This is a genomic window from Pseudodonghicola xiamenensis DSM 18339 (assembly GCF_000429365.1).
Lineage (GTDB): Bacteria > Pseudomonadota > Alphaproteobacteria > Rhodobacterales > Rhodobacteraceae > Pseudodonghicola > Pseudodonghicola xiamenensis.
Genome location: NZ_AUBS01000013.1, coordinates 1 through 24,807, shown reverse-complemented (window position 1 = coordinate 24,807; position 24,807 = coordinate 1). Strand labels below are relative to the sequence as shown.

25 protein-coding genes are annotated in these 24,807 nt (G+C 62.9%); 18 read left to right on the top strand and 7 right to left on the bottom strand.

Annotated elements, in window-relative coordinates:
• Positions 1-62: 62 nt before the first annotated feature.
• Genes G455_RS0112345 through coxB form a run of 5 tightly spaced genes read right to left on the bottom strand, consistent with a single transcriptional unit; the run spans position 63 to position 3,582 of the window.
• Entirely contained in the window at positions 63-878 is an 816-nt protein-coding gene (locus tag G455_RS0112345) for a cytochrome c oxidase subunit 3 (RefSeq protein ID WP_028093996.1), read from the bottom strand.
• Between the two features lie 22 nt (positions 879-900).
• Positions 901-1,482, bottom strand: a complete 582-nt coding sequence (locus G455_RS0112340) for a cytochrome c oxidase assembly protein (RefSeq protein WP_028093995.1) — start codon at positions 1,480-1,482, stop codon at positions 901-903.
• A 36-nt stretch (positions 1,483-1,518) separates the two neighbouring features.
• Complete coding sequence (locus G455_RS26695) at positions 1,519-1,695, bottom strand: hypothetical protein (RefSeq protein ID WP_035366678.1); 177 nt, start codon at positions 1,693-1,695, stop codon at positions 1,519-1,521.
• Positions 1,692-2,636 (bottom strand): heme o synthase, encoded by a 945-nt coding sequence (gene cyoE, locus G455_RS0112330; protein WP_028093994.1) that lies wholly within the window; start codon positions 2,634-2,636, stop codon positions 1,692-1,694. The genes G455_RS26695 and cyoE overlap by 4 nt, the downstream gene beginning before the upstream one ends.
• 55 nt (positions 2,637-2,691) lie before the next feature.
• Positions 2,692-3,582, bottom strand: coding sequence for a cytochrome c oxidase subunit II (coxB, locus tag G455_RS0112325; RefSeq protein ID WP_028093993.1), 891 nt, complete (start codon positions 3,580-3,582; stop codon positions 2,692-2,694).
• 176 nt (positions 3,583-3,758) lie between these two features.
• On the opposite strand from coxB, the gene tldD reads away from it, so the two are divergent.
• The 5 genes from tldD (at position 3,759) to G455_RS0112300 (ending at position 11,043) form a co-directional block, all read left to right on the top strand.
• Positions 3,759-5,180, top strand: coding sequence for a metalloprotease TldD (gene tldD / locus G455_RS0112320; RefSeq protein WP_028093992.1), 1,422 nt, complete (start codon positions 3,759-3,761; stop codon positions 5,178-5,180).
• 242 nt (positions 5,181-5,422) lie between these two features.
• Positions 5,423-6,556: a DNA-processing protein DprA gene (gene dprA / locus G455_RS0112315; RefSeq protein ID WP_028093991.1), complete on the top strand. Its 1,134-nt coding sequence runs from the start codon at positions 5,423-5,425 to the stop codon at positions 6,554-6,556.
• A 340-nt stretch (positions 6,557-6,896) separates the two neighbouring features.
• Entirely contained in the window at positions 6,897-9,521 is a 2,625-nt protein-coding gene (gene topA, locus G455_RS0112310) for a type I DNA topoisomerase (RefSeq protein ID WP_028093990.1), read from the top strand.
• 188 nt (positions 9,522-9,709) lie between these two features.
• Positions 9,710-10,414, top strand: coding sequence for a CoA transferase subunit A (locus G455_RS0112305; protein WP_028093989.1), 705 nt, complete (start codon positions 9,710-9,712; stop codon positions 10,412-10,414).
• 2 nt (positions 10,415-10,416) lie between these two features.
• Complete coding sequence (locus tag G455_RS0112300) at positions 10,417-11,043, top strand: 3-oxoacid CoA-transferase subunit B (RefSeq protein WP_028093988.1); 627 nt, start codon at positions 10,417-10,419, stop codon at positions 11,041-11,043.
• A gap of 133 nt (positions 11,044-11,176) precedes the next feature.
• Here G455_RS0112300 and G455_RS0112295 read toward each other — a convergent pair whose 3' ends face one another.
• Entirely contained in the window at positions 11,177-12,028 is an 852-nt protein-coding gene (locus G455_RS0112295) for a lytic transglycosylase domain-containing protein (protein WP_035366677.1), read from the bottom strand.
• 366 nt (positions 12,029-12,394) lie between these two features.
• Between G455_RS0112295 and G455_RS0112290 the strand changes: the two genes are divergently transcribed.
• The 13 genes from G455_RS0112290 (at position 12,395) to G455_RS0112230 (ending at position 24,522) form a co-directional block, all read left to right on the top strand.
• Positions 12,395-12,598, top strand: coding sequence for a hypothetical protein (locus G455_RS0112290; RefSeq protein WP_028093986.1), 204 nt, complete (start codon positions 12,395-12,397; stop codon positions 12,596-12,598).
• Between the two features lie 198 nt (positions 12,599-12,796).
• On the top strand, positions 12,797-12,979 hold the full coding sequence (locus G455_RS0112285) for a hypothetical protein (RefSeq protein ID WP_028093985.1): 183 nt from the start codon (positions 12,797-12,799) through the stop codon (positions 12,977-12,979).
• 128 nt (positions 12,980-13,107) lie between these two features.
• Positions 13,108-13,971, top strand: coding sequence for a Flp pilus assembly protein CpaB (gene cpaB / locus G455_RS0112280; RefSeq protein ID WP_028093984.1), 864 nt, complete (start codon positions 13,108-13,110; stop codon positions 13,969-13,971).
• Between the two features lie 163 nt (positions 13,972-14,134).
• Positions 14,135-15,571, top strand: a complete 1,437-nt coding sequence (locus G455_RS0112275) for a type II and III secretion system protein family protein (RefSeq protein ID WP_051312435.1) — start codon at positions 14,135-14,137, stop codon at positions 15,569-15,571.
• A gap of 16 nt (positions 15,572-15,587) precedes the next feature.
• On the top strand, positions 15,588-16,241 hold the full coding sequence (locus G455_RS0112270) for an OmpA family protein (protein ID WP_028093982.1): 654 nt from the start codon (positions 15,588-15,590) through the stop codon (positions 16,239-16,241).
• A 205-nt stretch (positions 16,242-16,446) separates the two neighbouring features.
• Positions 16,447-17,691 carry an AAA family ATPase gene (locus tag G455_RS0112265; protein WP_028093981.1) on the top strand — a complete coding sequence of 415 codons (1,245 nt, stop codon included), beginning with the start codon at positions 16,447-16,449 and terminating at the stop codon, positions 17,689-17,691.
• A gap of 20 nt (positions 17,692-17,711) precedes the next feature.
• Entirely contained in the window at positions 17,712-19,190 is a 1,479-nt protein-coding gene (locus G455_RS0112260) for a CpaF family protein (RefSeq protein WP_028093980.1), read from the top strand.
• Positions 19,190-20,158, top strand: a complete 969-nt coding sequence (locus tag G455_RS0112255; RefSeq protein ID WP_028093979.1) for a type II secretion system F family protein — start codon at positions 19,190-19,192, stop codon at positions 20,156-20,158. The genes G455_RS0112260 and G455_RS0112255 overlap by 1 nt, the downstream gene beginning before the upstream one ends.
• A gap of 5 nt (positions 20,159-20,163) precedes the next feature.
• Entirely contained in the window at positions 20,164-21,144 is a 981-nt protein-coding gene (locus G455_RS0112250) for a type II secretion system F family protein (RefSeq protein WP_028093978.1), read from the top strand.
• 4 nt (positions 21,145-21,148) lie between these two features.
• Positions 21,149-21,727, top strand: coding sequence for a tetratricopeptide repeat protein (locus G455_RS0112245; RefSeq protein ID WP_051312433.1), 579 nt, complete (start codon positions 21,149-21,151; stop codon positions 21,725-21,727).
• Between the two features lie 31 nt (positions 21,728-21,758).
• The gene (locus tag G455_RS0112240; protein ID WP_028093976.1) at positions 21,759-22,610 is read left to right on the top strand and encodes a tetratricopeptide repeat protein; all 852 of its coding nucleotides are present in this window, start codon (positions 21,759-21,761) and stop codon (positions 22,608-22,610) included.
• Between the two features lie 4 nt (positions 22,611-22,614).
• Complete coding sequence (locus G455_RS0112235; protein WP_028093975.1) at positions 22,615-23,109, top strand: prepilin peptidase; 495 nt, start codon at positions 22,615-22,617, stop codon at positions 23,107-23,109.
• A 105-nt stretch (positions 23,110-23,214) separates the two neighbouring features.
• Entirely contained in the window at positions 23,215-24,522 is a 1,308-nt protein-coding gene (locus tag G455_RS0112230) for a P-loop NTPase family protein (RefSeq protein ID WP_028093974.1), read from the top strand.
• 120 nt (positions 24,523-24,642) lie between these two features.
• Here the strand turns inward: G455_RS0112230 and G455_RS23960 are convergent.
• A partial coding sequence (locus G455_RS23960; protein WP_035366676.1) for a transposase occupies positions 24,643-24,807 on the bottom strand: 165 nt, incomplete at its 5' end.

Below are 24,807 nucleotides of genomic sequence, written 5' to 3'. Positions count from 1 at the left end.
GACCGCGCGCCTCGCTTTACCTAGGGCAGGGGCGGGATTTCAACCGCAAACCCCGCGATCGCTTACGACAGACCGGAACTGCCCCAGATGTAGACCGCAAAGAACAGGAACAGCCAGACCACATCGACGAAGTGCCAGTACCAGGCCGCAGCCTCGAAACCGACATGCTCTTCAGGGGTGAAATCCCCCTTCATCGCGCGCACCAGGCAGACCGCCAGGAAGATCGTGCCGATGATCACATGGGCACCGTGAAAGCCGGTCGCCATGAAGAAGTTGGAATAGAACTGGTCGCCGCCGAATTCCCAGCCCTCATCGGTCAGCAGCACGATATATTCATAGGCCTGCAGCCCGGTAAAGCTGAGCCCCAGCACGATGGCGATGGCCAGGCCCTGCACCAGCCCCTTGCGATCGTTGCCATGCACCAGTGAATGGTGCGCCCAGGTCACCGCGCAGGCCGAAAGAAGCAGGATCACCGTATTGATCAGCGGCAGGTGGAACGGATCGACCGCATGGATATGCGGCGCGACGTATTCCGTGCCGAAGTAATTCTGCATCGGATAGATCGCGTGTTTGAAGAACGACCAGAACCAGGCGAAGAAGAACATCGCCTCGGACATGATGAAGAGGATGAAGCCATAGCGCAGCCCGATCCGCACCACCGGGGTGTGATCGCCCACCCGCGCCTCGGCCACCACCTCGGACCACCAGCCGTACATAGTGTAGAGCACCAGGACCAGCCCGACCCAGAAAGCGGCCGAGGTGATCCCATGCATCCAGAGCACCGCACCGAACAGCATGGTGAACCCGCCAATCGAGGCCAGCAGCGGCCAGGCGGACGGGGGCAGGATATGGTAGTCGTGATTTTTCGCGTGTGCCATGAAGCGACCTCTCCTCTCGGTCTCAGTTCAGGTTTGTGTCCGCCTTCTGGGACAGGGCCGCATAGCCCTCGGGCAGATCAATTTCGTAGAATGTATAGGACAAGGTGATGGTGTGAACGAATTTCGCCTCCGGATCCTCGACAATCGCGGGATCGACGAAAAAGGTCACCGGCATCTCGACCCGTTCACCGGGTTGCAGCACCTGTTCAGTGAAACAGAAACAAGCGATCTTGTCGAAATAGCTGCCCGCCGAATAGGGCGCGACGTTATAGGAGGCCTGCCCGGCGATCGGTCGGTCGGTGGGGTTGTAGGCCTCGAAAAAGGCCAGCCCGGTTTCGCCGATCCTGAGGTCGACCTCGCGTTGGAGCGGCTTGAATTCCCAAGCCATGCCGCGTTCCTTCGACGCGTCGAACCGGATCTTGACAGTCTGGTCCAGGATCACATCCGATCCGGTTTCGGCAACCCCGGTTTCGCCACCATATCCGGTGACCCGGCAAAACCAATTATAGGCCGGAATCGCGGCCCAGGCGAGCGCCCCCATCACCAGGACGACCGCCACCAGTTGCGATACGGTGCGCCTAACCGCAGGCTGTTGGCCCGACATGTTCTTTCTCCTCCCTCTCAGCTCCTCCCCGGTGCATCAGTTCCCCATTCCTCCCTGGGAAACCGCGACACCCGGGCGCTGGATTTCGCCGCGCTGGGTCTTGGCGATGCTTAGTCCGAAGACGATCACGACAAAGGCCCCCAGCGCCAGCCCCACCCCGAGGTTTCGCCCCAGCCGGCGCCTATGCAATTCGTGAATCGGGCGCCAGCTCATCCCCAGCCACCGAAGCCATAGGGTTTTAGAACCGCTTCCATTAGGATGGCGCCGAAATGCAGGAAAAGATAGAGCAGCGAGAGCTTGAAGAAGCCGCGCTCAACCTTGAAGTTGTCGGCCTCCGAAGCGACCTCGTCCCGCCGGAAGATGCGCCAGGCACCGCGCAGGAACAGGGCGTTCAGCACCACCGACACCGCCAGATAGATCGGCCCGCCGATGCCCGAGAAGGCCGCGCCCACGGCGAAAACTACAAGCAGCACGGTGTAGGCCAGGATATGACGCCGGGTGGAGCGCCGGCCATGGGTCACCGTCAGCATCGGCACGCCAGCGTCGTCGTAGTCAGACCGCATGAACAGCGCCAGTGCCCAGAAATGCGGCGGGGTCCACAGAAAGGTCAGCGCGAACATCAGCCAAGGTTCGATCGACATCGACCCGGTGGCGGCCAGCCAGCCGATCACCGGGGGAAACGCCCCTGCGGCACCGCCGATGACGATATTCTGCGGCGTCGCCCGTTTCAGCCAGATAGTATAAATCACCACATAGAAGAAGATGGTGAAGGCCAGAAAGGCGCCGGCAAAGATATTGGTGGCCAGCGCCAGCATCATCACCGACAGGCCCGACAGGGCCATGCCGATCTGAAGTGCCTCGACCCGATCGACCCGGCCCAGCGGAATCGGCCGGTTCTTGGTGCGTTTCATCACCATGTCGATATCGGCGTCCCACCACATGTTCAGCGCGCCGGAAGCGCCACCGCCAATGGCGATGAACAGGATCGCGCAAAAGCCGACGATCGGATTGACATGCACCGGGGCCGCCACCAGCCCGACAAAGGCGGTGAAAACCACAAGTGACATCACCCGCGGCTTGAGCAGGGCGAAATAATCGCCGAACCCGGCCTCGCGTTCAGGGGTGGAACTGGCGTTGATACTGGCGTCGGTCATGTCTTCCTAGGTCTCCATGGCTGACGGTCCTCCCTGTCCGCCACCGCTTGTCTGTTCATTTGGCCGCGATCTGGTAACCTGCAGGAACCGCAGGGGTGCCGGCATATTCCTCAGTCGCCTTTTCAAGCCATTTCTCGTAAGCCTCCTGGCTGACCACCTTGACGGTGATCGGCATGAAGGCGTGATCCTTGCCACAAAGCTCGGAACATTGGCCGAAATAGATCCCTTCCCGTTCGGCCTTGAACCAGAGCTGAGCCAAACGGCCCGGCACCGCGTCCTGTTTCACCCCGAAGGCGGGCATCGCCCAGGAATGGATCACGTCCGCCCCGGTCACATTCATCACCACGATCTTGTCGACCGGCACCACCACCGCGGTATCGGTGGCCAGCAGGAATTCGTCGCGGCTGTAGCCGGCCTCGACCAGCTTGGCCTCGACTTCGGGGGTCAGCATGTAATTCCCGCCGGTCGCCGGCTGGCCAATCATATAGCTGTCGAAGGAAAAACCCGCGTCGACATATTCATAGCCCCAGTACCACTGATAGCCGGTCACCTTGATGGTGATATCGGCGTCGGGGATCTCCTGCTGCTTGAACAGCACCGGCAGGGAAACCGCACCGATAAAGACAAGGATCACGATCGGAACCACGGTCCAGAGGATTTCGACCGTCGAATGATGGGTAAACTGGGCTGGCGTCGGGTTGGCGCGCCGGTTGTACCGGACGACCACCCAGAGAATAAGTCCGATCACCAGCAGGGTAATTGCGGTGATAATGATCAGAATCATGTGATCCAGGCCCTGCAGATCCCGGGCCAGTTCGGTGGCCGCCGGCTGGAACCCCATCTTGCCGCTCACCGGCTTGCCAACGATCTCAAGCTGGTCCTGCGCCATTGCGGGCAGGCCGCCCAGGGTGCAAAACACCCCTGAAAGACTCAAAAGCTTCTTCATATCCAGTCCTGATCGGTCGATCCCGTCCTCCTCCCGGAACGAACGAATGCCGACGGGATCGGCGGGCACCCGTTGTCTTTGACTGTCCAAAAAACCATATTCTGCCTTGCGAATAAAGTGAAATGCTTGCGTCACAGCGACGCTTGTTGATTTGGATCAAATAACGAGGCCGCCAAATGCGATCAGAGACCTACCGCCCGTTCGAATCACTCCTGCCGGAGGATGAGGCGCTCGCCATCGTGAAATCGGCCACTGAGGGCGCCGACGATGGCGAGCTCTTTGTCGAACGGCGGAAATCCGAGGCGCTGGTGTTCGACGACGGTCGCCTGAAAACGGCCAGCTATGACGCCTCCGAAGGCTTCGGGCTGCGCGCGGTCAAGGGTGAGGTGGCGGGGTATGCCCATTCTACCGATGTTTCGATTTCATCGCTGCGCCGCGCCGCGGAAACCGCACGGCTGGCGGTGGGACAGGGCGGCGGGGTGATGGCGCCGCCGCCGCAGGCCACCAACCACCGGCTCTACACCGATGACGACCCGATCGGCGGCACCGCCTTCCCGGTCAAGATCGAGACGCTGCGCGAAATCGACGCCTTCGCCCGCGATCTCGATTCGCGGGTGGTGCAGGTTACCGCCACGCTCGCCGCCTCGTTGCAAGAGGTGGCGATCCTGCGGCCCGACGGGGTGATGGTGACGGATGTGCGGCCGATGACCCGGGTCAATGTCTCGGTCATCGTCGAACAGAACGGCCGGCGTGAAACCGGCACTGCCGGGGGCGGCGGTCGGGTCGGGCTTGACGGGCTGATCGCGCCAGAGGACTGGCAGGCCAAGGCGCGCGAGGCGTTGCGGATCGCGCTGGTCAACCTGAATGCCGTCCCCGCCCCTGCCGGGGTGATGGAGGTGGTGCTCGGCCCCGGCTGGCCCGGTATCCTGCTGCACGAGGCGATCGGCCACGGGCTGGAGGGGGACTTCAACCGCAAGGGGAGTTCGGCCTTCGCCGGCCTCATGGGCAAGCAGGTGGCGGCCAAGGGCGTGACGGTGCTGGACGACGGCACCATTCCCGACCGGCGCGGCTCGATCACCGTGGATGACGAGGGCACGCCGTCGCGCCGCAACGTGCTGATCGAGGACGGCATCCTGGTGGGCTACATGCAGGACCGCCAGAACGCCCGACTGATGGGGGTCGAGCCCACCGGCAACGGCCGGCGCGAAAGCTATGCCCATGCGCCGATGCCGCGGATGACCAATACCTATATGCTGGGCGGCGATGCCGATCCGGCCGATATCGTCGCCGAGATCAAGGACGGCATCTGGGCGGTGGGCTTCGGCGGCGGCCAGGTCGATATCACCAACGGCAAGTTCGTGTTCTCCTGCACCGAGGCCTATCGGGTGCAGAATGGCAAGGTCGGCGCCCCGGTCAAGGGCGCCACGCTGATCGGCAACGGCCCCACCTCGCTGCAACATATCCGCGCGCTTGGCAACGACATGGCACTGGATCCGGGGCTGGGCAATTGCGGCAAGGACGGCCAATGGGTGCCGGTGGGCGTCGGACAGCCCACCGTTCTGATGGATCAACTGACCGTCGGCGGCTCTGCCGCCTGATCCGCCCTGCCCGGTTCCGGGAGGAGACCACAGGAATCACGATTGCGGCCAGACGGGTTGCGGCCAGCAGCATTACGGCCAGAATCGCCGCCCCTCCCCGGGGCGGCGATTTTTCGTCCGCGACTCAGGCACCACGCGAAATACGGCGAAATCCGGGCGCGCCGCGCCACAATCTCGCCATGATTAATCCCCTGTTAACGAATTTCTCCTTAAAGTTGTTTTGCAAGCAGGCGGAGGACAGGATGCCCGGAACGCAGCACTCTTCCACCCACCCAGCATCACCCAGCTCGGAAGATGACCGGATCAACCGCCTCCGTCTGCTTCGCTCCCGACGCGTCGGAATTTCCACCTATCGCAGGCTGATGGCCGAATATGGTTGCGCAGCAGAAGCTTTACGCGCGCTGCCCGGGATCGCCAGGGAGGCAGGACTGGAGGATTACGAAACCTGTCCAGAGGCGCTGGTCGCGGCCGAGATGCGGGCCGGACACGCCGCCCGCGCCCGGTTGATCGGCGACGACGCCCCGGACTACCCCGCCGCCCTGCACGATCTTCCCGATGCACCGCCGCTGATCTGGGTGGTCGGTGACCCCGCCCTGCTGGCGCGCCCGGCGATCGCGCTGGTCGGGGCCCGCAATGCCTCCTCTCTCGGCACCCGGATGGCCCGCGGGCTGGCCAAAGAACTGGGAGAGGCCGGTTTCGTCATCGTGTCGGGACTGGCGCGCGGGGTCGATGCGGCGGCGCATCTGGCCTCACTGCAAAGCGGGACCATCGCCGTGCTGGCGGGCGGGGTCGACGTGATCTACCCGGCGGAAAACGCCGGGCTTGCGGCGGATATCGCCCGCCAGGGCCTGGTGCTGTCCGAACAACCTGTGGGCATGACGCCGCAGGCACGCCACTTCCCCCGTCGCAACCGGCTCATCTCGGGGCTGGCCCGGGCAGTCGTCGTGATCGAGGCGGCCGCGCGCTCGGGCAGCCTGATCACGGCGCGCGATGCGCTCGATCAGGGGCGCGATGTGCTGGCGGTGCCCGGCCATCCGTTCGATGCCCGCGCCGCCGGCTGCAACATGCTGATCCGTGACGGCGCAACGCTGGTACGCAATGCCGAAGATGTGATCACCGCCCTGCCCCTGCCGCAGACGCCTGCGGAACCGGACCAGCCGCCGCAGCCCCCTGCGCCGCAGCAACGCAGCCTGCGCGAGACCGCCGCCCTGCATCGCCAGATCCTCGACCGGCTCGGCCCGTCGCCGATGGCGGAGGATCAATTGATCCGCGATCTGGGAACCTCTCCCGGGCGGATTGGCCCTGCCCTGGTCGATCTGGAACTCGAAGGCCGCATCCAGCGCCAGGCCGGCGGCCTGTTGGCGTTGCTGCGCTGAGCGTCCCGCCACGTCGCCGCCGGGTAGAGGCCCCTACCCGCCCCCCCGCGCGCGCCGGAAGATGATCCGAAGATGATCCCTTGTCCGACCCGGAATTTGCGCCAAGTTCCGCCGCTCGCCGAGGCTCACCTGACTCGTCCGGCCCTGCAAGGACGTCCATGCCACCGCCGCAGCAGAAGCTTATTCAGCGTCCATTCACCGCTCCCCTTCACCTCGTGATTGGGCGAAAAAGCCACTCCCGACTGTGCCGAAACCGCGCGGATTGACAATTGACCCTTGCACACCACATCTTGCCCGCTCATAGAAAGCGCCGTCTCCGCCGCAAGAGGTTATCCATTAAATGCCTGTAGTTGTTGTCGAATCCCCCGCAAAAGCGAAAACGATCAACAAATACCTAGGCCCAAATTACACCGTTCTTGCCTCTTACGGCCATGTTCGCGACCTGCCTCCGAAGGATGGATCGGTCGATCCCGACCACGATTTCGCGATGACCTGGGAGATTTCTCCGGACAGCCGCAAGCACATGAAGGCGATTGCCGACGCGCTCGCCGATGACAATTCCCTGATCCTCGCCACCGACCCCGATCGCGAGGGCGAGGCGATTTCATGGCACCTGCAGCAGGCTCTGACCAAGCGGCGGTCGATCAAGAAGGACACGGACGTCAAGCGCGTCACCTTCAACGCCATCACCAAGGACGCGGTGACCGAGGCGATGAAACATCCCCGCCAGGTCGACGAGGATCTAGTCGAGGCCTATCTGGCGCGCCGGGCACTGGACTATCTGGTGGGCTTCAACCTCTCCCCCGTGCTGTGGCGCAAGCTGCCCGGAGCCAAATCGGCCGGCCGGGTGCAATCTGTCTGCCTGCGGCTGATCGTCGAGCGCGAGATGGAGATCGAGGCCTTCAAGCCCCGTGAATACTGGACCGTCAAAGCCATCCTGGTCACCCCGCGCGGCCAGGAATACGAGGCCCGGCTGACCGTTCTGGCGGGCAAGAAGCTCGACAAATACGATATCGAGAACGCCACCCAGGCCGAGCTTGCGGTTCAGGCGATCACCACCCGCGATCTGACCATTGCCCAGGTCGAGGCGAAACCGGCCAGCCGCAACCCCTCGCCGCCGTTCATGACATCGACCCTGCAACAAGAGGCCAGCCGCAAGTTCGGCATGGGCGCGCGCCAGACGATGAGCGCGGCGCAACGGCTCTATGAGGCGGGCTATATCACCTATATGCGGACCGACGGCATCGACATGGCGCCCGAGGCGGTGACCGCCGCCCGCGCCGCCATCGGCGACCGCTATGGCGCTGCCTATGTGCCGTCTTCCCCACGTATCTACAAGAACAAGGCGAAAAACGCGCAGGAAGCACACGAATGTATCCGCCCAACCGACATGACGATGGATGTCGAGGGTCTGAAGGTCACCGATCACGATCAGCGCCGGCTCTATGATCTGATCTGGAAGCGCACCCTGGCGAGCCAGATGGAATCGGCGCGGATGGAGCGCACCACGGTCGAGATCGCCAGCGCCGACGGCCAGGTCGGCCTGCGCGCCACCGGTCAGGTGGTGCTGTTCGACGGTTTCCTCAAGGTCTATGAGGAAGGTCGCGACGACGTCACCGACGAAGACGACAAGCGGCTGCCGCAGATCATGCAGGGCGAACCGGCGCAAAAGCGCGAGATCAGCCCGGAGCAGCATTTCACTCAGCCGCCGCCGCGCTATACCGAGGCGACCCTGGTCAAGAAGATGGAAGAGCTGGGCATCGGCCGCCCCTCGACCTATGCCTCGATCGTCACCACGATTCAGGACCGCGGCTATGTTCGCAAGGACAAGAACCGGCTGATCCCCGAGGACAAGGGCCGGCTGGTGATCGCCTTCTTGCAGAATTATTTCCGCAAGTACGTGGGCTATGATTTCACCGCCCAGCTCGAGGATGAGCTTGACCATGTCTCGGCCGGGGAGGCCGATTACAAGGACGTGCTGGCACGTTTCTGGCGCGATTTCTCGGCGGCGATCGAGGAAACCTCGGAACTGCGCATCACCGACGTTCTGGAGAAGATCAACGAGGTTCTGGCGCCGCATCTGTTCCCGCCGAAGGAAGATGGCAGCGATCCCCGCCTGTGCCCGAACTGTGGCAAGGGCCGGCTGTCGATGCGCACCGCGCGGTCGGGCGGCGCCTTCATCGGCTGTTCGAACTATCCCGAATGCCGTTATACCCGGCCCTTCGGCCCGCCGGGGATGGAAGATACTTCAGGGTCGGGCATTCCGCCCGAAGGCAAGCTGCTGGGCGAGGATGAGGGCGACAAGATCTATGCCTTCAAGGGCCGTTTCGGCCCTTATGTCCAGCGCGGCGAGGCAACCGAAGAGAACAAGAAACCTCCGCGCCAGTCGATCCCCAAGGGCTGGCCTCCCGAGGAGGTGACGCTGGACCAGGCGGTCAAGCTGCTGAGCCTGCCCCGCCTGATCGGCAACCACCCTGAGGACGGCGTGCCGATCTGGTCGAACCTGGGGCGTTATGGCCCCTATCTGAAGCATGCTGACAGCATTTCGAACCGCGGAGGCACCAACGCCACGCTGGAGGATGTCGAGGATGTCTTCACCATCGGCATGAACCGCGCGGTGGAGGTACTGGCAGCCAAACCCAAGCGTGGGTCCGGCGCCACGGCGGCCCCGCTGCGCGAACTGGGCGAGCATCCCGATGGCGGCCCGGTCAACGTGATGAAGGGCAAATACGGGCCCTACGTCAAATGGGGCAAGATCAACGCCACGCTGCCCGAGACGATGGAAGTCGACAACGTCACGCTTGAGCAGGCAGTGGAGCTGATCAACGAAAAGGCCGCCAAGAAGGCCCCGGCCAAGAAAAAGGCAGCGCCCAAGAAGGCCGCAGCAAAGAAAACCGCGGCCAAACCGGCCGCCAAAAAGGCCCCGGCCAAGAAATCGGCAGCCAAGAAACCGGCCGAAAGCTGATGCCATTGGCGGGGGTGCTGGCCCCCGCCGCCCATCAGCACCGTATTTCTACGATATTGGAGCACAGGGGCCCCATGGGCTACTCCCAAGGCGCGCGGGCCGCTGGAGGAGATGCCCGGACAGGGTCATTGACTCCTGCCCTGCCTCCCTGCAGTGATTCCCGCAATCTGGGTTTTAGGGAGACATCCATGAGCAAAGTCTACGCCACAGCCGCCGAGGCCCTGGAGGGGGTCCTGTTCGACGGCATGCTGATCGCGGCAGGGGGCTTCGGTCTCTGCGGCATTCCCGAGCTGCTGATCAACGCCATCCGCGACGCGGGCACCAAGGAGCTGACCGTCGCTTCCAATAACGCCGGTGTGGACGGTTTCGGCCTGGGGCTCCTGCTGGAATCCAAGCAGGTCCGGAAAATGATGGCCTCCTACGTCGGCGAAAACGCCGAATTCATGCGCCAATACCTCAGCGGGGAACTGGAGCTGGAATTCAATCCGCAAGGCACGCTGGCCGAACGCATGCGCGCCGGCGGCGCCGGCATCCCCGGTTTCTACACCAAGACCGGTGTCGGCACGGTGATTGCCGAAGGCAAGGAAGTGAAGACGTTCAAAGGCCAGGACTATATCTTGGAAGAGGGCATCTTTGCCGATCTGGCCATCGTCAAGGCCTGGAAGGCCGACACCACCGGTAACGCGATCTTCCGCAAAACCGCACGCAACTTCAACCCGCCGGCAGCGATGTGCGGCAAGATCTGCGTGATGGAAGTGGAAGAGATCGTCGAGCCCGGCGAACTTGATCCCGATCACATCCACCTGCCGGGCATCTATGTCCACCGCCTGATCCAGGGCGATCACGAAAAACGCATTGAACAGCGCACCGTGCGCAAGAAAGAGGAGGTCTGATCATGCCCTGGGATCGTAATCAGATGGCGGCCCGCGCCGCGCAGGAGCTGGAAGACGGGATGTATGTGAACCTCGGGATCGGCATTCCGACCTTGGTGTCGAACTATATCCCCGAGGGCATGACCGTGACGCTGCAGTCGGAGAACGGCATGCTCGGCATGGGCCCCTTCCCCATCGAGGGGGAAGAGGATGCAGACCTGATCAACGCCGGCAAGCAGACCATCACCGAACTGCCGCACTCGGCCTATTTCGACAGCGCCACCTCCTTTGGGATGATCCGCGGCGGCAAGATCGCCATGGCGATCCTCGGCGCCATGGAAGTCAGCGAAAAGGGCGATCTGGCCAACTGGATGATCCCCGGCAAGCTGGTCAAGGGCATGGGCGGCGCCATGGATCTGGTCGCCGGCGTCGGCCGCGTGGTGGTGGTGATGGATCACACCAACAAGCACGGCGAATCGAAGGTGCTGAAGGACTGCACCCTGCCGCTGACCGGCAAGGGCGTGGTCGATCGCATCATCACCAACCTCGGCGTGCTGGATGTGGACCACAAGGGGCTGCATATCGTCGAACTGGCCGATGGCGTCACCCGCGAGGAAATGATCGCCTCGACCGAAGCCACCATCGTCTGACCACAGTTCCCGGCCCCCGGGCCGGGATACCTTCGGCATGAAGGTATTGGGACAGAGAAGAAGCGCGCGCGCCGCCCCCTTCTTCTCTGTTTCGAATGCTCAAACCGCACCCGCAGCCGCCGGCGTGCCCCCTTCAGTTCATTGCCACGAAGACGCACCCGTCCGAGATCAGCTCAGGCGGGGTCTGGCACAGCCCGCGCGCGACATCGAAAGCGGCCAGCACCTTGGGCACATATTCGCGCGTTTCGGCGAAGGGCGGCACCCCGGCGTAATCGCGCACCGATCCCTCGCCGGCATTGTATCCGGCCAGCACCAGGATCGGATCGTTGCCGAAGGTCTTCATCAGCCAGTTCAGATATTTCACCCCGCCGGCGATATTCTGATCGGGCGCCAGGCTGTCGGTAACCCCGAAGCGCGCGGCGGTGTCCGGCATCAACTGCATCAGCCCCTGCGCCCCGGCGCGGCTGACCGCATCCGCCTGCCCGCCGGATTCCACCGCGATCATCGCCAGCACCAGCGCCGGGGAGACCTCGGTCCCGACGGTCGAACGCAATATGTCCAGCCCGCGGGTCCGGGCGATCTCCTGCAACGCCTGCAGTCGCGGCGCCGCCACGCTCTGCGCCCCGCCCAGCGCGCGCAGCGCCCCCTGCAACCGCCCGGGCCCGGATTGATCCAGATCGGGTGAAACCGCTTCCCAGAACCAGCCATAGCGGCCCATGGCGCCGCTGTGCCCCGGCACATCCGCCGGCAGCGAGACCAGGCGCGCCTCTGGCTCGGGGGGCTTGGCTACGGGCTTCAAGCCATCCCCCGGCTGGATCTGCACGGTGATCCTCCGGGTGGCCCCCGGTTCCGGCGGTTTGATCCGCTTGGCCTGGAAATCGGGATAGGGAGCCGGGGCTTCGGCCAGAATGATCCCACCCGCGCCCAGCAACGCGGTCGCAGCCAGCCCCCCGGCCAGTCGTTGCATGACGACACGAAGACTCATCTGCCCGCCTCGTTGTCCGGTTCCAGTTTTATTGTTGGCAGGCAATGTCCACGAAAACCGCCCCCACGACCACGAGTTTCGCCCCAATTTGGGCCTTTTTGCCAGAATTGCGGCCTTACCGCATCGCTTCACGCTGTTGGAAACCGATGAGACGGCGAGGATTTCCCATTAAAATCAACCTCATACGCGATAACCTGCATTTTAACAGGAAATGAACCGAAAAATCCGCCTTTTGGCCCCAATCCTGCCATGTCGCGCTGGCTATATCCTCTCATACCGCGACGGACGGGACCATCGAGAGAGCAGGTTCCGACGAACGACGGGGTAAACCGATAGCCATCTTGTGATCCTATGGAGGGACCAACCATGATCAAGCTTTTCAAGAAATTCCGCGAAAGCGAATATGGTGCCGTGACCGTTGACTGGGTCGTGCTCACCGCCGCCGTCGTCGCCCTGGCCGGTGCCGCCTATACCGCAATCGGAAACAACACCAAAACGCTGTCTGATGCCGTCGCCACCGAGATCGGGACCACCGTGCCCACCATCGCAGGCGCTGGCGGCGGCAGCTGATCCCAGCCCGGCCCAATCAATGCCGCGCCCCTCGCAGGGGTGCGGCGTTTTCCACTTCGAACAGTCGCCTTCGCACAGATCACCGATCGGGCATTGCCTGAGCAACAGGCGCGGGGCCGTCCTTCTGGGCCCGGTCGCGTTTCCTGCGATTATCCAAGCGCCCATATCTCGGCGTGATCATCAGACCTGGAGAACGCGATGCGCGACCGGCTCAAGATGTTCCTGCGCGACGAAGACGGCGCGATCTCTGTCGATTGGCTGATATTGACCGGGGTCATCGCCGTCCTGGTCGTCCTGGTGGTGCCGCCGCTGCTGAGCTCGGTCGGAAAGCTGAGCGACAAGGTGGCCGACTATATCGCCGCCCTGGACTTCGTGTTCTGAGCCCCAGCTTCGCAGCGCCCTTGCCCCGGGCCGCCCCGGCTCCCGGCTTCGCACAATTGCCGGCTCCGAATATGGGCGAGGATTCCGCCCGACATCGCCGGCGCCAGCCAGCAGAGAAAGGATCTGTCATGCGTGCAATCTTCGGTCTCGTGTTGGTGGTCGGCCTCGCGCTGGCCGGTGGTGCCGTGATGATGGCCAGGAATTACATCGCCGATTACCAGCAGGCGCTCGCGCAGGAACGGTCGACACGGCAAGAGGTCGTGCCGCTGACCGATGTCTATGTCGCCAGCCATTCGCTGCGCTATGGTGAGCCGCTGACCCGCAAGGATCTGCGCAGGGTCCGCTGGCCCAAGAACGCCGTGCCCGAAGGCGCCTTCACCGATCTTGAAACCCTGGTGCCAGATCAACCCGACCGCGCCCGCGTCGTGCTGCGGGCGATGGAAAAGGACGAGGCCATCCTGGCCTCCAAGGTCACTGCCCCGGGAGAGGACGCCGGCATCACCTCGCAACTGGCGCGCGGCATGCGCGCCTTCGCCATCCGCGTCGATGTCGCCTCGGGCGTGTCGGGCTTTCTGCGCCCAGGCGACCGGGTCGATGTCTATTGGACCGGTAATCCCGGCAGGACATCCGAAGGTGCCCGGGGCGATATCACCCGACTGATCGAATCGAGTATCCAGTTGATCGCCGTCGATCAGACTGCCAGCGACGATGTCAGCGGCGCCACCATCGCCCGCACCGTCACAGTCTCGGTCCGGCCCGAACAGGTCGCTGCCCTCGCCCAGGCCCAAAGCAGCGGCAAGCTGTCGCTGGCACTGGTGGGGGCCAGTGACGACACCGTCACCACAGCGATCGAGGTGGACCAGCGCGCCCTGCTGGGACTGCAACAGGAAGAAGCGCCCGCCCCGGCCCCCCAGAAGCAGCCCGAAGTCTGCACCATCCGCACCCGCCGAGGCTCCGAGGTGGTGGAAATCCCGATCCCCTGCACGAACTGAGCCCGACCTGCGCCGGCTTCGGTGTGATCCGGTCTCCCCGAACCCGGGTAAAGCAATGCCCGGAATTCTTTGATTCTTGAAAAAAATCCTCTCATGCAGCAGACTGCCCTGAAAATCGGGCAAAAAGACCTGGACTTGAGGCGTGATCGGAGAGGCAGGTCACATGGCGAACAACCGATGGGCAGGCAAGCTTTCGGGGGCAGCGGCCCTGATCGGTCTTGCACTATGTCTGGCGATCCCCACGCAGTCCGCAGCGCAGGGCAATGACATCCTGCGGATCGTGAAAAGGGGCACGGCCTCGTCTCTCGATGTGCCGATGAACCGTGCCGTGGTGGTCGAAAGCGATGTCCCCTTCGCCGAACTCAGCATCGCCAACCCCAGTATCGCCGATATCTCCTCGCTCTCGGACCGGACCATCTATGTGCTGGGAAAATCGCCCGGGCTGACCACGCTGACACTGCTGGACGCTTCGGGGCGGCTGATCACCAATGTCGATGTCAAGGTCGCCGCCGATGTGACCGAATTCAAGGAACGGCTGCGCCAGATCCTGCCCGGCGAGAAGATCGAGGTCCGCACCGCCAATGATGGCATCGTGCTGTCGGGCACCGCCTCCAGCCCGCAGAAGCTGCAGCGCGCGCTCGATCTGGCGGAACGCTACGCCCCCGACCGGGTGTCCAATTTGATGAGCGTCAGCGGCGTGCAGCAGGTCATGCTGAAGGTTCGCTTCGCCGAGATGCAGCGGAATGTGTCGAAATCGCTCAGCTCCTCTCTGGGGGTGTCGGGAGGCAGCAACTTCGGCGTGACCGGGGGCACCGGCACGCTGAACAACCAACCCGCACTGTCCAATTCTCTGTCGGGCAAGATCCCCGCCTCGAACGAAAACGTCGGCGCCGTGGTCTTCGGCTTCAACGCCGGGGCCTTTCAGGTCAACCTGCTGCTCGAGGCGCTGGAACAGAAAGGCGTGGTGCGCACACTGGCCGAACCGAACCTCTCTGCCCTGTCCGGGCAAGAGGCGAAATTCCTTGCCGGCGGCGAATATCCGATCCCCGTGGCGCAGGCCGACGGCGTCTATTCGATTGAATACAAACCCTTCGGGATCGAACTGGCCTTCACCCCCCGGGTGGTCGACAGCGATCTCGTCAATCTGGAGCTCAAGGCCGCGGTCTCGGCGATCGACACATCGAACAGCGTCAGCATCAACGGGTTCGATGTGAGCGCCTTTTCCCGCCGCGAGACCTCGACCACGGTCGAACTGCGCGATGGTGACAGTTTTGCCATCGCCGGGCTGATGCAGGATGATTTTCTGGACAATGCATCGCAATTGCCCTGGCTGGGCGATGTCCCGGTACTGGGCAGCCTGTTTCGCAGCGCCGAATACAAGCGCAGCCAGACCGAACTGGTGATCATCGTCACCGCCCATCTGGTCACCCCCACCCGGGGCGAGGCGCTGATGCTGCCCACCGATCGGATCAAACCGCCGACCGAAAGCGATCTGTTCCTGTTCGGGCGGACTGCGGCAACCCGGAAATTGCCGCACGGCCCCGCCGGCGAGGTCGCCAAGCAGGATTTCAGCGGCTCTTACGGCTATGTGATGGACTGAGGTTGGAATGGCGCGGATGCACAGGCTGATCATCGGGGTCGGGGCCGCCTTGGCCCTTGCCGCTTGCGACCAGACCAGGGGTCCGGTGCCCGGCAGCTTCCTGCGCGAGGCCGGTGCCCAAACCGATGCCGGCACCTTCGGCCTGGCGACGCAGAACAATACCCAGGTGATGAACGGCGAACGCGACTATGTGATCAGCCTGGGCACCCGGTTCGCCAACGAGGTTCCCACCACCATCACCTTCGCCTTCGACAGCGCCCAGCTCGATACCAATGCCCGGGCCGTTCTGAACCGTCAGGCCCACTGGATCCGACAATTCCCCGAGGTCCGCTTTCGCGTCTATGGCCATACCGATGCCGTCGGCTCGCAGGCTTACAACCGCCGCCTGGGCCAACGCCGCGCCAATGCCGTCGTCGCCTATATGATCTCGCGCGGTGTAAACCGTGCCCAGTTGGAGGGCGTGGTTTCCTACGGCAAGACCCAGCCGGTGATCCCCACCCCCGACCGGGAGCGCCGCAACCGCCGCACCGTGACCGAGGTCTCGGGGTTCCTCAAACGCGTGCCCCCCGAACTGGATGGAAAATACGCCTCCATCGTCTATCGGGAATATATCAGAAGCGGAGAACCGATCTCGGAATTGGCCAACGGGAAGAGCGCGCTGCAGGACTGAGCGCGGCGGCACTCGCCCCGATCGTCGCCATCCTCCCTACAATTGGGGAATTTTGGCCCCAATCTCGCCCAGATCGTCAAACATATTAACCCCAATCAACAGCCATGTGACCCAGCGAGTCGCATGCAGGGTCAGACAATGCTGTTCCCGTACGCATGGGGAGACTGCACCACCCGTCGACCCTCAAAACAGGGGATTGTAGGCAATGAGCAGCGCCATGCCGCAGACAGAACTTGCTCCGATCGTGGCCTGCACGATCAGTCGGGACGTACAGAATTTCGACCTTCTGATCGAGGACATGGAAAACGCTCTGGGCGAGGCCTGGGGCGATCTGGGCTTTGCCGAGGCTCTGACCTTCTTCAATCAACCCGAAGCCGAAACCCTGGAATTCGTGGCGCTTGCCATCGACAGCACGGATGAGGAAAATCTGGTGCTGCTGAGCGAAATCATAACACAGGCCAGAACACGGGACATTCATGTCATCCTCATTGCCGAGGACGTCACCCCCGCCTCGTTGCATCAGCTGCTGCGCAAGGGCGCTGACGAATTCGTGCCCTACCCACTGCCCGAGAACGAGTTGCAGGCCGCCATCGACCGGATCAAGATGCTGCAACCGGCCCCGGACCACCCGCCGCAGCAACCCGCCAGCAAGTTAAAGACCGGAGGCCAGTCGAAGGACGGCGCTGTCATCGTCGTGCATGGGGTCTCGGGAGGGGCCGGCGCCACCACTCTGGCCGTTAACCTCGCTTGGGAACTGGCCAATACCGGCGGCAAAGAGGCCCCCGGTGTGTGCCTGATTGATCTCGATCTGCAATATGGGTCGGTTTCGACCTATCTGGATCTGCCACGGCGAGAGATCGTCTTCGACCTGTTGTCCGATACCCAGGCGCTCGACGACGACATGTTCAGCCAGGCCTTGCTGCATTTCGAGGAAAAGCTGCATGTGCTGACCGCGCCGGCTGATATGGTGCCGATGGATCTGATCGACCCGGAGGACGTCCAGCGGATCATCGACATGGCGCGCAAGCATTTCGATTTCGTGGTGATCGACCTGCCCAAGACCTTGCTGCAATGGTCGGAAACCACGCTGCAGGCAGCGCATGTCTATTTCGCGATGATCGAGCTCGACATGCGGTCTGCACAGAACACCCTGCGCCTGAAACGCGCCTATCAGTCCGAGGATCTGCCCTTCAACAAGCTGCGGTTCGTGCTGAACCGGGCCCCGAAATTCGCCGATCTGACCGGCAAGAGCCGGGTCAAGCGGCTGGCCGATTCGCTGGGCATCTCCATCGACCTGCAATTGCCCGATGGCGGCAAGGCGGTCGTTCAGGCCTGTGATCACGGCCTGCCGATGTCAGCCTCTTGCAGCAAGAATCCCCTGCGCAAGGAAATCGCCAAACTCGCCCAGTCGCTGCACAATCTCGGCCGCGACGAAGCCGCAGCAGCCTGAACCGCGGAGGGGCAATGGCAATGTTTTCCAAATTCAAGAAGCCCGCTGACGGCGCCGCAAAACTGCCTGGCGCGGGAGGGCACCGGGTGAAAAAGCCCCTGCCCCAACCTTCGGCGGATGCCACCACGCCACAGCCGTCGCCCCAGTCCCATATCCGGCTGCGCAAGCCGATGCCCGCGGCCGCTGCCAAGGCCACCCCGCCGGACCGTGACCGCAAGCGCAAAGAACGCCTGGGAGAGATCAAGCTGGAGCTGCACCGCGCGCTTCTGGACAATCTCAATCTCGCCGCGCTCGAACACGCCTCGGAAACCGAGCTGCGCAATGAGATCAGCGCAATCTCGGTCGAATTCCTGACCGAACGGAACATCGTCCTGAACCGCGAGGACCGTCAGACCCTCAACAAGGAACTTTATGACGAGGTCACCGGCCTGGGGCCGCTGGAAACCCTGCTGCAGGACGATTCCGTCAACGACATTCTGGTCAACGGCCCGCACCAGGTCTTTGTCGAACGCAATGGCAAGCTGCAGCTCAGCGACGTGACCTTCAAAGACGAACGCCATCTGCTCAGGATCATCGACAAGATCGTCTCGGCCGTCGGGCGGCGGGTCGATGAATCGACACCCTACGTCGATGCCCGCCTCAGCGACGGCTCCCGGTTCAACGCCATGGTGCCCCCGATCGCGGTCGACGGGTCCCTGGTGTCGATCCGCAAGTTCAAGAAAGACAAGCTCAGTATCGACGAGCTGGTCGACTTCGGCGCCTTTTCCGAGGAAATGGCCGCCTATCTTCAGGCCGCCGTCGCCACCCGGCTGAACATCATCGTCTCGGGCGGGACAGGTTCGGGCAAGACCACGACGCTCAACGCCCTGTCCTCTTTCATCGACAATTCCGAACGCATCCTGACCATCGAGGACACCGCGGAACTGCAATTGCAGCAGGTTCATGTCGGTCGGATGGAAAGCCGTCCCCCCAATGTCGAGGGCAAGGGCGAAGTGACCGCGCGCGATTGCCTGAAAAACGCGCTCAGGATGCGGCCCGACCGGATCATCGTCGGCGAAACCCGGGGCGAAGAGGTCATCGACATGTTGCAGGCCATGAACACCGGCCACGACGGGTCGATGACCACGATCCACGCCAACAGTGCCCGTGACGCGGTCAGCCGGCTGGAAAACATGATCGCCATGGCGGGGATCGAAATGCCGATCAAGGCGCTGCGCAGCCAGATCGCCAGCGCCGTCAATCTGATCGTGCAGATCAGCCGCCTGCAGGACGGATCGCGCCGTATGGTCTCGATCACCGAGATCACCGGGATGGAAGGTGATGTGATCTCGATGCAGGAGATCTTCCGCTATCAGCGGGTGGGCCTGTCCCCCGATCACAAGATCGTCGGCCATTTCACCGGCACCGGCGTGCGCAGCCATTATTCAGAACGTTTCCGGATGTGGGGCTATGACCTGCCGGCCTCGATCTACGATCCCGTCACGATGGAGATGCAGTGATGCAATTCGGTATCGAAGCGCTCATCTATGTTCTGATCTTCATCGCCGTGGTGGTGCTGGTCGAGGGGCTGTATCTGGTCACCTTCGGACGCTCGATCAGCCTGAACAACCGGATGAACCGGCGACTGGAAATGCTGGAGAAAGGCGCCGGACGCGAACAGGTGCTGGAGCAGCTCCGCAAGGAAATGCACCAGCATATGAAATCGCAGTCGATCCCGGTCTATTCCCTTCTCGCCGACCAGGCGCAGAAGGCCGCGATCGCCTTCACCCCGCGCCAGCTTGTCCTGCTGATGGCCGGGCTGGCGGTTTTCGCCTATATCGGGCTGGCCATCGGCACCGGCACCAGCCCGGCGATCCGGCTGATCGCCTCGGTGGCGATCGGCGTCGGCGGCGTCTATTTCTGGATCACCCACAAGGCCAAGACACGCATGGGGATGATCGAGGAACAGCTTCCCGATGCGATCGAACTGATGGTGCGGTCGCTCAAGGTGGGGCACCCGTTCTCCTCGGCGATCCAGATCGTCGCGAAAGAGGTCGACGATCCGCTGGCCACCGAATTCGGTATCATCGCCGACGAGGCCGCCTATGGCCGTGACCTGGGCGAGGCGCTCAAGGATATGGCCGAACGGCTCGACATGCAGGATTTGCGTTTTCTCGCCGTGGCTGTGACGATCCAGCAGCAATCTGGCGGCAATCTGGCCGAGGTTCTGGCCGGGCTTGCCAAGGTGATCCGCGCCCGCTTTCGCCTGTTCCGCCGCGTCAAGGCCATCACTGCCGAGGCGCAATGGTCGGGCAAGTTCCTGTCGGCCTTTCCGCTGGTCTGCCTGATGCTGATCCTGATCAGAAGCCCTGATTACTATGATGGGGTGATCGACCACCCGCTGTTCGTGCCGGCCTGTTTCGTCGTCGGCATCCTGCTGGGGCTGAACCTGATCGTCATGCGGGTGCTGACCAATATCAAGGTGTGAACGCCATGGGCTTTCTCGATACGATCAACGATATCCTGACCAGCCAGCTTGGCCCCTTCGGGCCGCTGATCGCGATGGGCGGCCTCGGGATCTTTCTGATTCTGCTGACTGTGGCGCTGCTGATGAACCAGCCCGAAGACCCGCTGAAAAAGCTCCAGCGCAGCCAGATGAAGACCCCCTCTGCGCCCAAGAAGGAACAGCTGCGCCAGCGGGGCCGCAACGTGAAACTGGAGCGTTTCGCCACCTTTCTCGAACCGAAAGACGCCGAGGAACTCTCGGCAATGCAGCTCAAGATGCGGCAGGCCGGCTATCAATCCAAGGATGCAGTGCGCTTCTTCCATTTCGCCCAGTTCGCCCTGGGCATGCTGGGGCTGCTCCTGGGGTTTCTCTATGTGCTGAGTTTGGAGACCGGCGCCGCCGGACTGACCAGCCAGCAACTGGTGATGTATGTGATCGGCCCCGGCGCGGTGGGTTATCTGCTGCCGAAGTACTGGATCACCCGCCGGGTCGCCGAGCGCAAGGAAGAGATCGCCGCCGGCTTTCCGGATTCGCTCGACATGATGCTGGTCTGCGTCGAGGCCGGCCAGTCGCTGGACCAGTCCATCGTGCGGGTCGCCAGGGAGCTGATGGCCTCCTATCCCGCGCTGGCCGCAGAGTTCGAAATCGTCGCCTATGAGATCAAGGCAGGCAAGGACAAGGACAGGGTACTGCGCGACATGGGCACCCGTTGCGGGGTTCCTGACGTCTCCTCCTTCGTAACGGTGATGATCCAGTCGGCCACCTTCGGGACCTCGATCGCCGAGGCGCTGCGCGTCTATGCCGGTGAAATGCGGGACAAGCGCGTGATGCGGGCGGAAGAGGCGGCAAACAAGTTGCCAACCAAGATGACGCTTGCCACAATGATGCTGACGGTGCCGCCGCTGCTGATCATCCTGGTCGGCCCTTCGGTCAAGGGCATCATGAATTTGGGCAATATGAGCAACTGACACGATGCCGGCGGCCAGGGTGGTGCGGCTGATCGCGCCGTGCACAGCGATCTTGGCGATTGCCGCGCTTGCGGCGATAACCGCATGCAGCCCGCATCCGGCGACCGGCCCCTATGCCCCAGGTGTCGATTACCGCCAACCCGACACGAACGAGATCGAGACCGCCCATCGCCTGATGGCCGCCGGGCAATACGAGCTGGCGATGAATGCCTTCACCCGGGCCGCACTCGACGACGGGATGAGCACCGAAATTCTGACCGGCCTCGGCACCGCCAATCTGGGCCTCGGCCGGCTGGGCCAGGCCGAACAGATGCTGCGCCGAGCCGTCAAGGAGGCCCCCGACTGGCCCGAGGCCTGGAACAATCTGGGCGTGCTGCTGATGGAGCGCGGCAAGACCGCCGAAGCGACCGAGGTGTTCCGCAGGGCCTATGCGCTCGACAATGGCGAAAGTGACGCGATCCGGGACAATCTGCGCTTGGCCCTCGCAAAATCGGAAAATTCTGTTAGTATCGACGTTCATAATCAAGATTATAAATTGGTGCGGCGCGGCAGCAGTGAATACCTGATCCGCACGACACCATGACCGAGGCGAGAGCAGTATAAGGACGCAGATCATGCGCCAGCGTTTCCTGTTTCCGGTGGGCCTGATGGTAACCGGCCTGACTTTGGCCGGCTGCGCCGACAGTGGCAAGGAAACTGTCGAACGGGCTTTTCAAGAGGTCAACGTCGTCGACGCCAGCAACCTGAACGAGGTGATGCTGACCGTCGCCGATCCGAACGAGGCCGTGGATTATTTCGTCCGCGCCCTGAAGCAGACCCCCGACCGGATCGACCTGCAACGCGGGCTGGCGAAATCGCTAATCCGCGCCAAGCGCAGTACCGAAGGCGCGGCGGAATGGGGCAAGGTCGTCGCCATGCCCGGAGCCACTGCCGACGACAAGGTTGATTATGCCGATGCGCTGATCCGTGTGGGTGACTGGGCGCGGGCGAAAAAGACGCTCGACAACGTGCCGCCGACCCATGAAAGCTTCAAACGCTACCGGCTCGAGGCGATGGTGGCGGACGCCAACCGCGATTGGAAGCGTGCAGATAGTTTCTATGAAATTGCCGTCGGCATGACGACGACACCCGCCGGGGTGATGAACAACTGGGGCTTTTCCAAGCTGACGCGCGGCGATTACACCGGGGCAGAGCGGCTGTTCGCCGATGCGATCCGCCAGGATCCGACGCTGTTCACCTCGAAGAACAACCTGGTTCTGGCGCGTGGCGCGCAACACAATTATTCGCTGCCGGTGATCCCCATGGACCAGACCGAACGGGCGCAACTTCTTTACACCATGGCGCTCTCGGCGGTGAAACAGGGCGATGTGACCACCGGCAAGACCCTGCTGCGCGAGGCCATCGACACCCACCCGCAGTATTTCGAAGAAGCCGTGCGATCGCTGCGCGCGCTGGAAGCAGCCTGACCCCATGGCCATCGACAGCATGGCGGCGCTCTGGTTTCTGCCCTTCGTCCTGCCGATCTGCTTTTATGTCTGTTTCACGGATCTCAGCCAGATGCGGATCACCAATCAGGCGGTGGTTGCACTGGCCGTCATCTTCCTGCTGGTCGGGTTGATCGCCCTGCCGCTGCCGGTCTATGGCATGCGGCTTTTGCAGATGCTGGGGGTTCTGGTGGTGGGCTTCGTGCTGGCCTCGGCCGGGGGAATGGGCGCGGGCGACGCCAAATTCGCCGCCGCCGCCGCCCCCTTCATCGCGCCGGATGACCTGCGGCTGTTGCTGGTGCTCTTCTCCGCCAATCTTCTGGCTGCCTTCGCCACCCACCGGCTGGTGAAATACACCCCACTGCGCCGCATCGCCCCCGATTGGAAAAGCTGGTCTTCGGGCAGGAAATTCCCCATGGGCCTGTCACTGGGCACCACCCTTGGCCTTTACCTGATCCTGGGCGCAGCATTCGGCGCCTGAGGCATATCCCTGCCCCGGCTTTGCCCCGCTGCTGCCACATTGCCCGGGCAGTCTCGGCCCGATCCGGGGCTGCAAGGCCCATTCCGTAAGTCCTAGGCCTGCCCCATGAACATGTCGTCCGCGCCCGACCTTGCTCCGCCCTCTCCCCGATCTCTGGCTGAGATGCAATTGCCGATGGTGATGATGCGGGACATCCTGCTGAAAACGATGTTCCGCAAGACGACCGAAACCGCCACCGAAACCGCCCAAGCACTGTGCCTGCCGGTGCAAATCACCCAGGAGCTGATCGACCTCGCCCGCGACCAGCGCCTGCTTGAGGCGACCGGTACGCTCGGCCCCACCCAGAGCAACGAGATGGGTTATCAACTGACCGATGCCGGCAAGGCCCGCGCGCTCGACGCACTGGCACAGTCAGAATATTTCGGCGCCATGCCGGTGCCGCTGAAGATCTATGATCAGCAGGTCAAGCGCCAGTCGATCCGCAATATCCAGGTGACCCGGGCCCAGCTGACCCAGGCGATGGGCGATCTGATCCTGCCCGACAGCCTGCTTGACCATCTGGGGCCAGCGGTCAGCGCCGGTCGGTCGATCCTGATGTACGGCCCCCCCGGAAACGGCAAATCCGCAATCTCGAATGGCATCCGGAAGGCGTTGGGGGATCATATCTTCGTCCCCCGGGCAATCGAATATTCCGGCCAGGTGATCACCCTTTTCGACCCGATCATCCACACCGAAGTCATATCCGAACCGGAGGATGCAAGCCGCTTGCGCCGGCCCCGCCGGTTCGATGCCCGCTATGTCAAATGCGAACGCCCCACCGTGGTCACGGGGGGCGAGCTGTCATTGTCGATGCTCGATCTGGTCTATAATTCCACCGCCCGCACCTATCAGGCCCCCCTGCAGATGAAATCGACCGGGGGCATCTTCATCGTCGACGATCTCGGTCGCCAGGCAGAGCCGCCGCAGGCGCTGATCAACCGCTGGATCGTGCCGCTGGAGGAGAGCAAGGACATCCTGGGCCTGCAATCGGGCGAGAAGTTCGAGGTGCCCTTCGACACGCTGGTGATCTTCTCGACCAACTTCCACCCGAACGAGATCTTCGACAAAGCGGCGCTCAGGCGGATTTTCTTCAAGATCCTGATCGACGGCCCCAGCCAGCAGGATTTCCTCAAGATCTTCGCCCTGATCGCGCGCAAGAAAGGCATGCCCCTGGACGAGCGGGCGCTGATCTATCTGCTGAAAGAGAAATATCCGCAGATCGACAACGTCTATGCCAATTATCAGCCGGCCTTCCTGATCGACCAGATGATCGCGATCTGCGACTTCGAGGGCCTTCCCTATCAGATGACCCCCGACCTGATCGACCGCGCATGGGACAACCTTTTCGTGCGCGAGACCGAAATCGCCCATTAACAGGCTGCTGAAGAAGTCGGCCTTGAAGGACGTTATTCCTGCCGCCACGATTTGAAGTCGGTTTTCTTCGGCATCGGCATCGGCATCGGCGGTGGTCGCGGGTCAGAGTTGCCTTCTCCGTCAGGCCGTCAGGAGTTTCGGTAGCCTCGCGAGGTTGCAGGCCGCCATCGTCATCGTGAACTGGGCGCAGACCCTATCGAGCCCGCGGTGAACGGTCTGGGACATGCCGCCGACGGTCTTGGCCCAGCCGAACGGTTCCTCTATCTTCTTGCGGCGCCGCTGGGA

Bases quoted from the DNA above. Each gene is read 5' to 3' on its own strand.
- topA (WP_028093990.1), top strand. From the start codon at position 6,897: ATGCCTGTAGTTGTTGTCGAATCCCCCGCAAAAGCGAAAACGATCAAC.
- G455_RS0112285 (WP_028093985.1), top strand. From the start codon at position 12,797: ATGCGCGACCGGCTCAAGATGTTCCTGCGCGACGAAGACGGCGCGATC.
- G455_RS0112340 (WP_028093995.1), bottom strand. From the start codon at position 1,482: ATGTCGGGCCAACAGCCTGCGGTTAGGCGCACCGTATCGCAACTGGTG.
- dprA (WP_028093991.1), top strand. From the start codon at position 5,423: ATGCCCGGAACGCAGCACTCTTCCACCCACCCAGCATCACCCAGCTCG.
- G455_RS0112270 (WP_028093982.1), top strand. From the start codon at position 15,588: ATGCACAGGCTGATCATCGGGGTCGGGGCCGCCTTGGCCCTTGCCGCT.
- G455_RS0112300 (WP_028093988.1), top strand. From the start codon at position 10,417: ATGCCCTGGGATCGTAATCAGATGGCGGCCCGCGCCGCGCAGGAGCTG.
- G455_RS0112240 (WP_028093976.1), top strand. From the start codon at position 21,759: ATGCGCCAGCGTTTCCTGTTTCCGGTGGGCCTGATGGTAACCGGCCTG.
- G455_RS26695 (WP_035366678.1), bottom strand. From the start codon at position 1,695: ATGAGCTGGCGCCCGATTCACGAATTGCATAGGCGCCGGCTGGGGCGA.
- G455_RS0112235 (WP_028093975.1), top strand. From the start codon at position 22,615: ATGGCCATCGACAGCATGGCGGCGCTCTGGTTTCTGCCCTTCGTCCTG.
- G455_RS0112245 (WP_051312433.1), top strand. From the start codon at position 21,149: ATGCCGGCGGCCAGGGTGGTGCGGCTGATCGCGCCGTGCACAGCGATC.
- coxB (WP_028093993.1), bottom strand. From the start codon at position 3,582: ATGAAGAAGCTTTTGAGTCTTTCAGGGGTGTTTTGCACCCTGGGCGGC.
- cpaB (WP_028093984.1), top strand. From the start codon at position 13,108: ATGCGTGCAATCTTCGGTCTCGTGTTGGTGGTCGGCCTCGCGCTGGCC.
- G455_RS0112260 (WP_028093980.1), top strand. From the start codon at position 17,712: ATGTTTTCCAAATTCAAGAAGCCCGCTGACGGCGCCGCAAAACTGCCT.
- G455_RS0112230 (WP_028093974.1), top strand. From the start codon at position 23,215: ATGAACATGTCGTCCGCGCCCGACCTTGCTCCGCCCTCTCCCCGATCT.
- cyoE (WP_028093994.1), bottom strand. From the start codon at position 2,636: ATGACCGACGCCAGTATCAACGCCAGTTCCACCCCTGAACGCGAGGCC.
- G455_RS0112275 (WP_051312435.1), top strand. From the start codon at position 14,135: ATGGCGAACAACCGATGGGCAGGCAAGCTTTCGGGGGCAGCGGCCCTG.
- G455_RS0112290 (WP_028093986.1), top strand. From the start codon at position 12,395: ATGATCAAGCTTTTCAAGAAATTCCGCGAAAGCGAATATGGTGCCGTG.
- G455_RS0112345 (WP_028093996.1), bottom strand. From the start codon at position 878: ATGGCACACGCGAAAAATCACGACTACCATATCCTGCCCCCGTCCGCC.
- G455_RS0112250 (WP_028093978.1), top strand. From the start codon at position 20,164: ATGGGCTTTCTCGATACGATCAACGATATCCTGACCAGCCAGCTTGGC.
- G455_RS0112265 (WP_028093981.1), top strand. From the start codon at position 16,447: ATGAGCAGCGCCATGCCGCAGACAGAACTTGCTCCGATCGTGGCCTGC.
- tldD (WP_028093992.1), top strand. From the start codon at position 3,759: ATGCGATCAGAGACCTACCGCCCGTTCGAATCACTCCTGCCGGAGGAT.
- G455_RS0112255 (WP_028093979.1), top strand. From the start codon at position 19,190: ATGCAATTCGGTATCGAAGCGCTCATCTATGTTCTGATCTTCATCGCC.
- G455_RS0112295 (WP_035366677.1), bottom strand. From the start codon at position 12,028: ATGAGTCTTCGTGTCGTCATGCAACGACTGGCCGGGGGGCTGGCTGCG.
- G455_RS0112305 (WP_028093989.1), top strand. From the start codon at position 9,710: ATGAGCAAAGTCTACGCCACAGCCGCCGAGGCCCTGGAGGGGGTCCTG.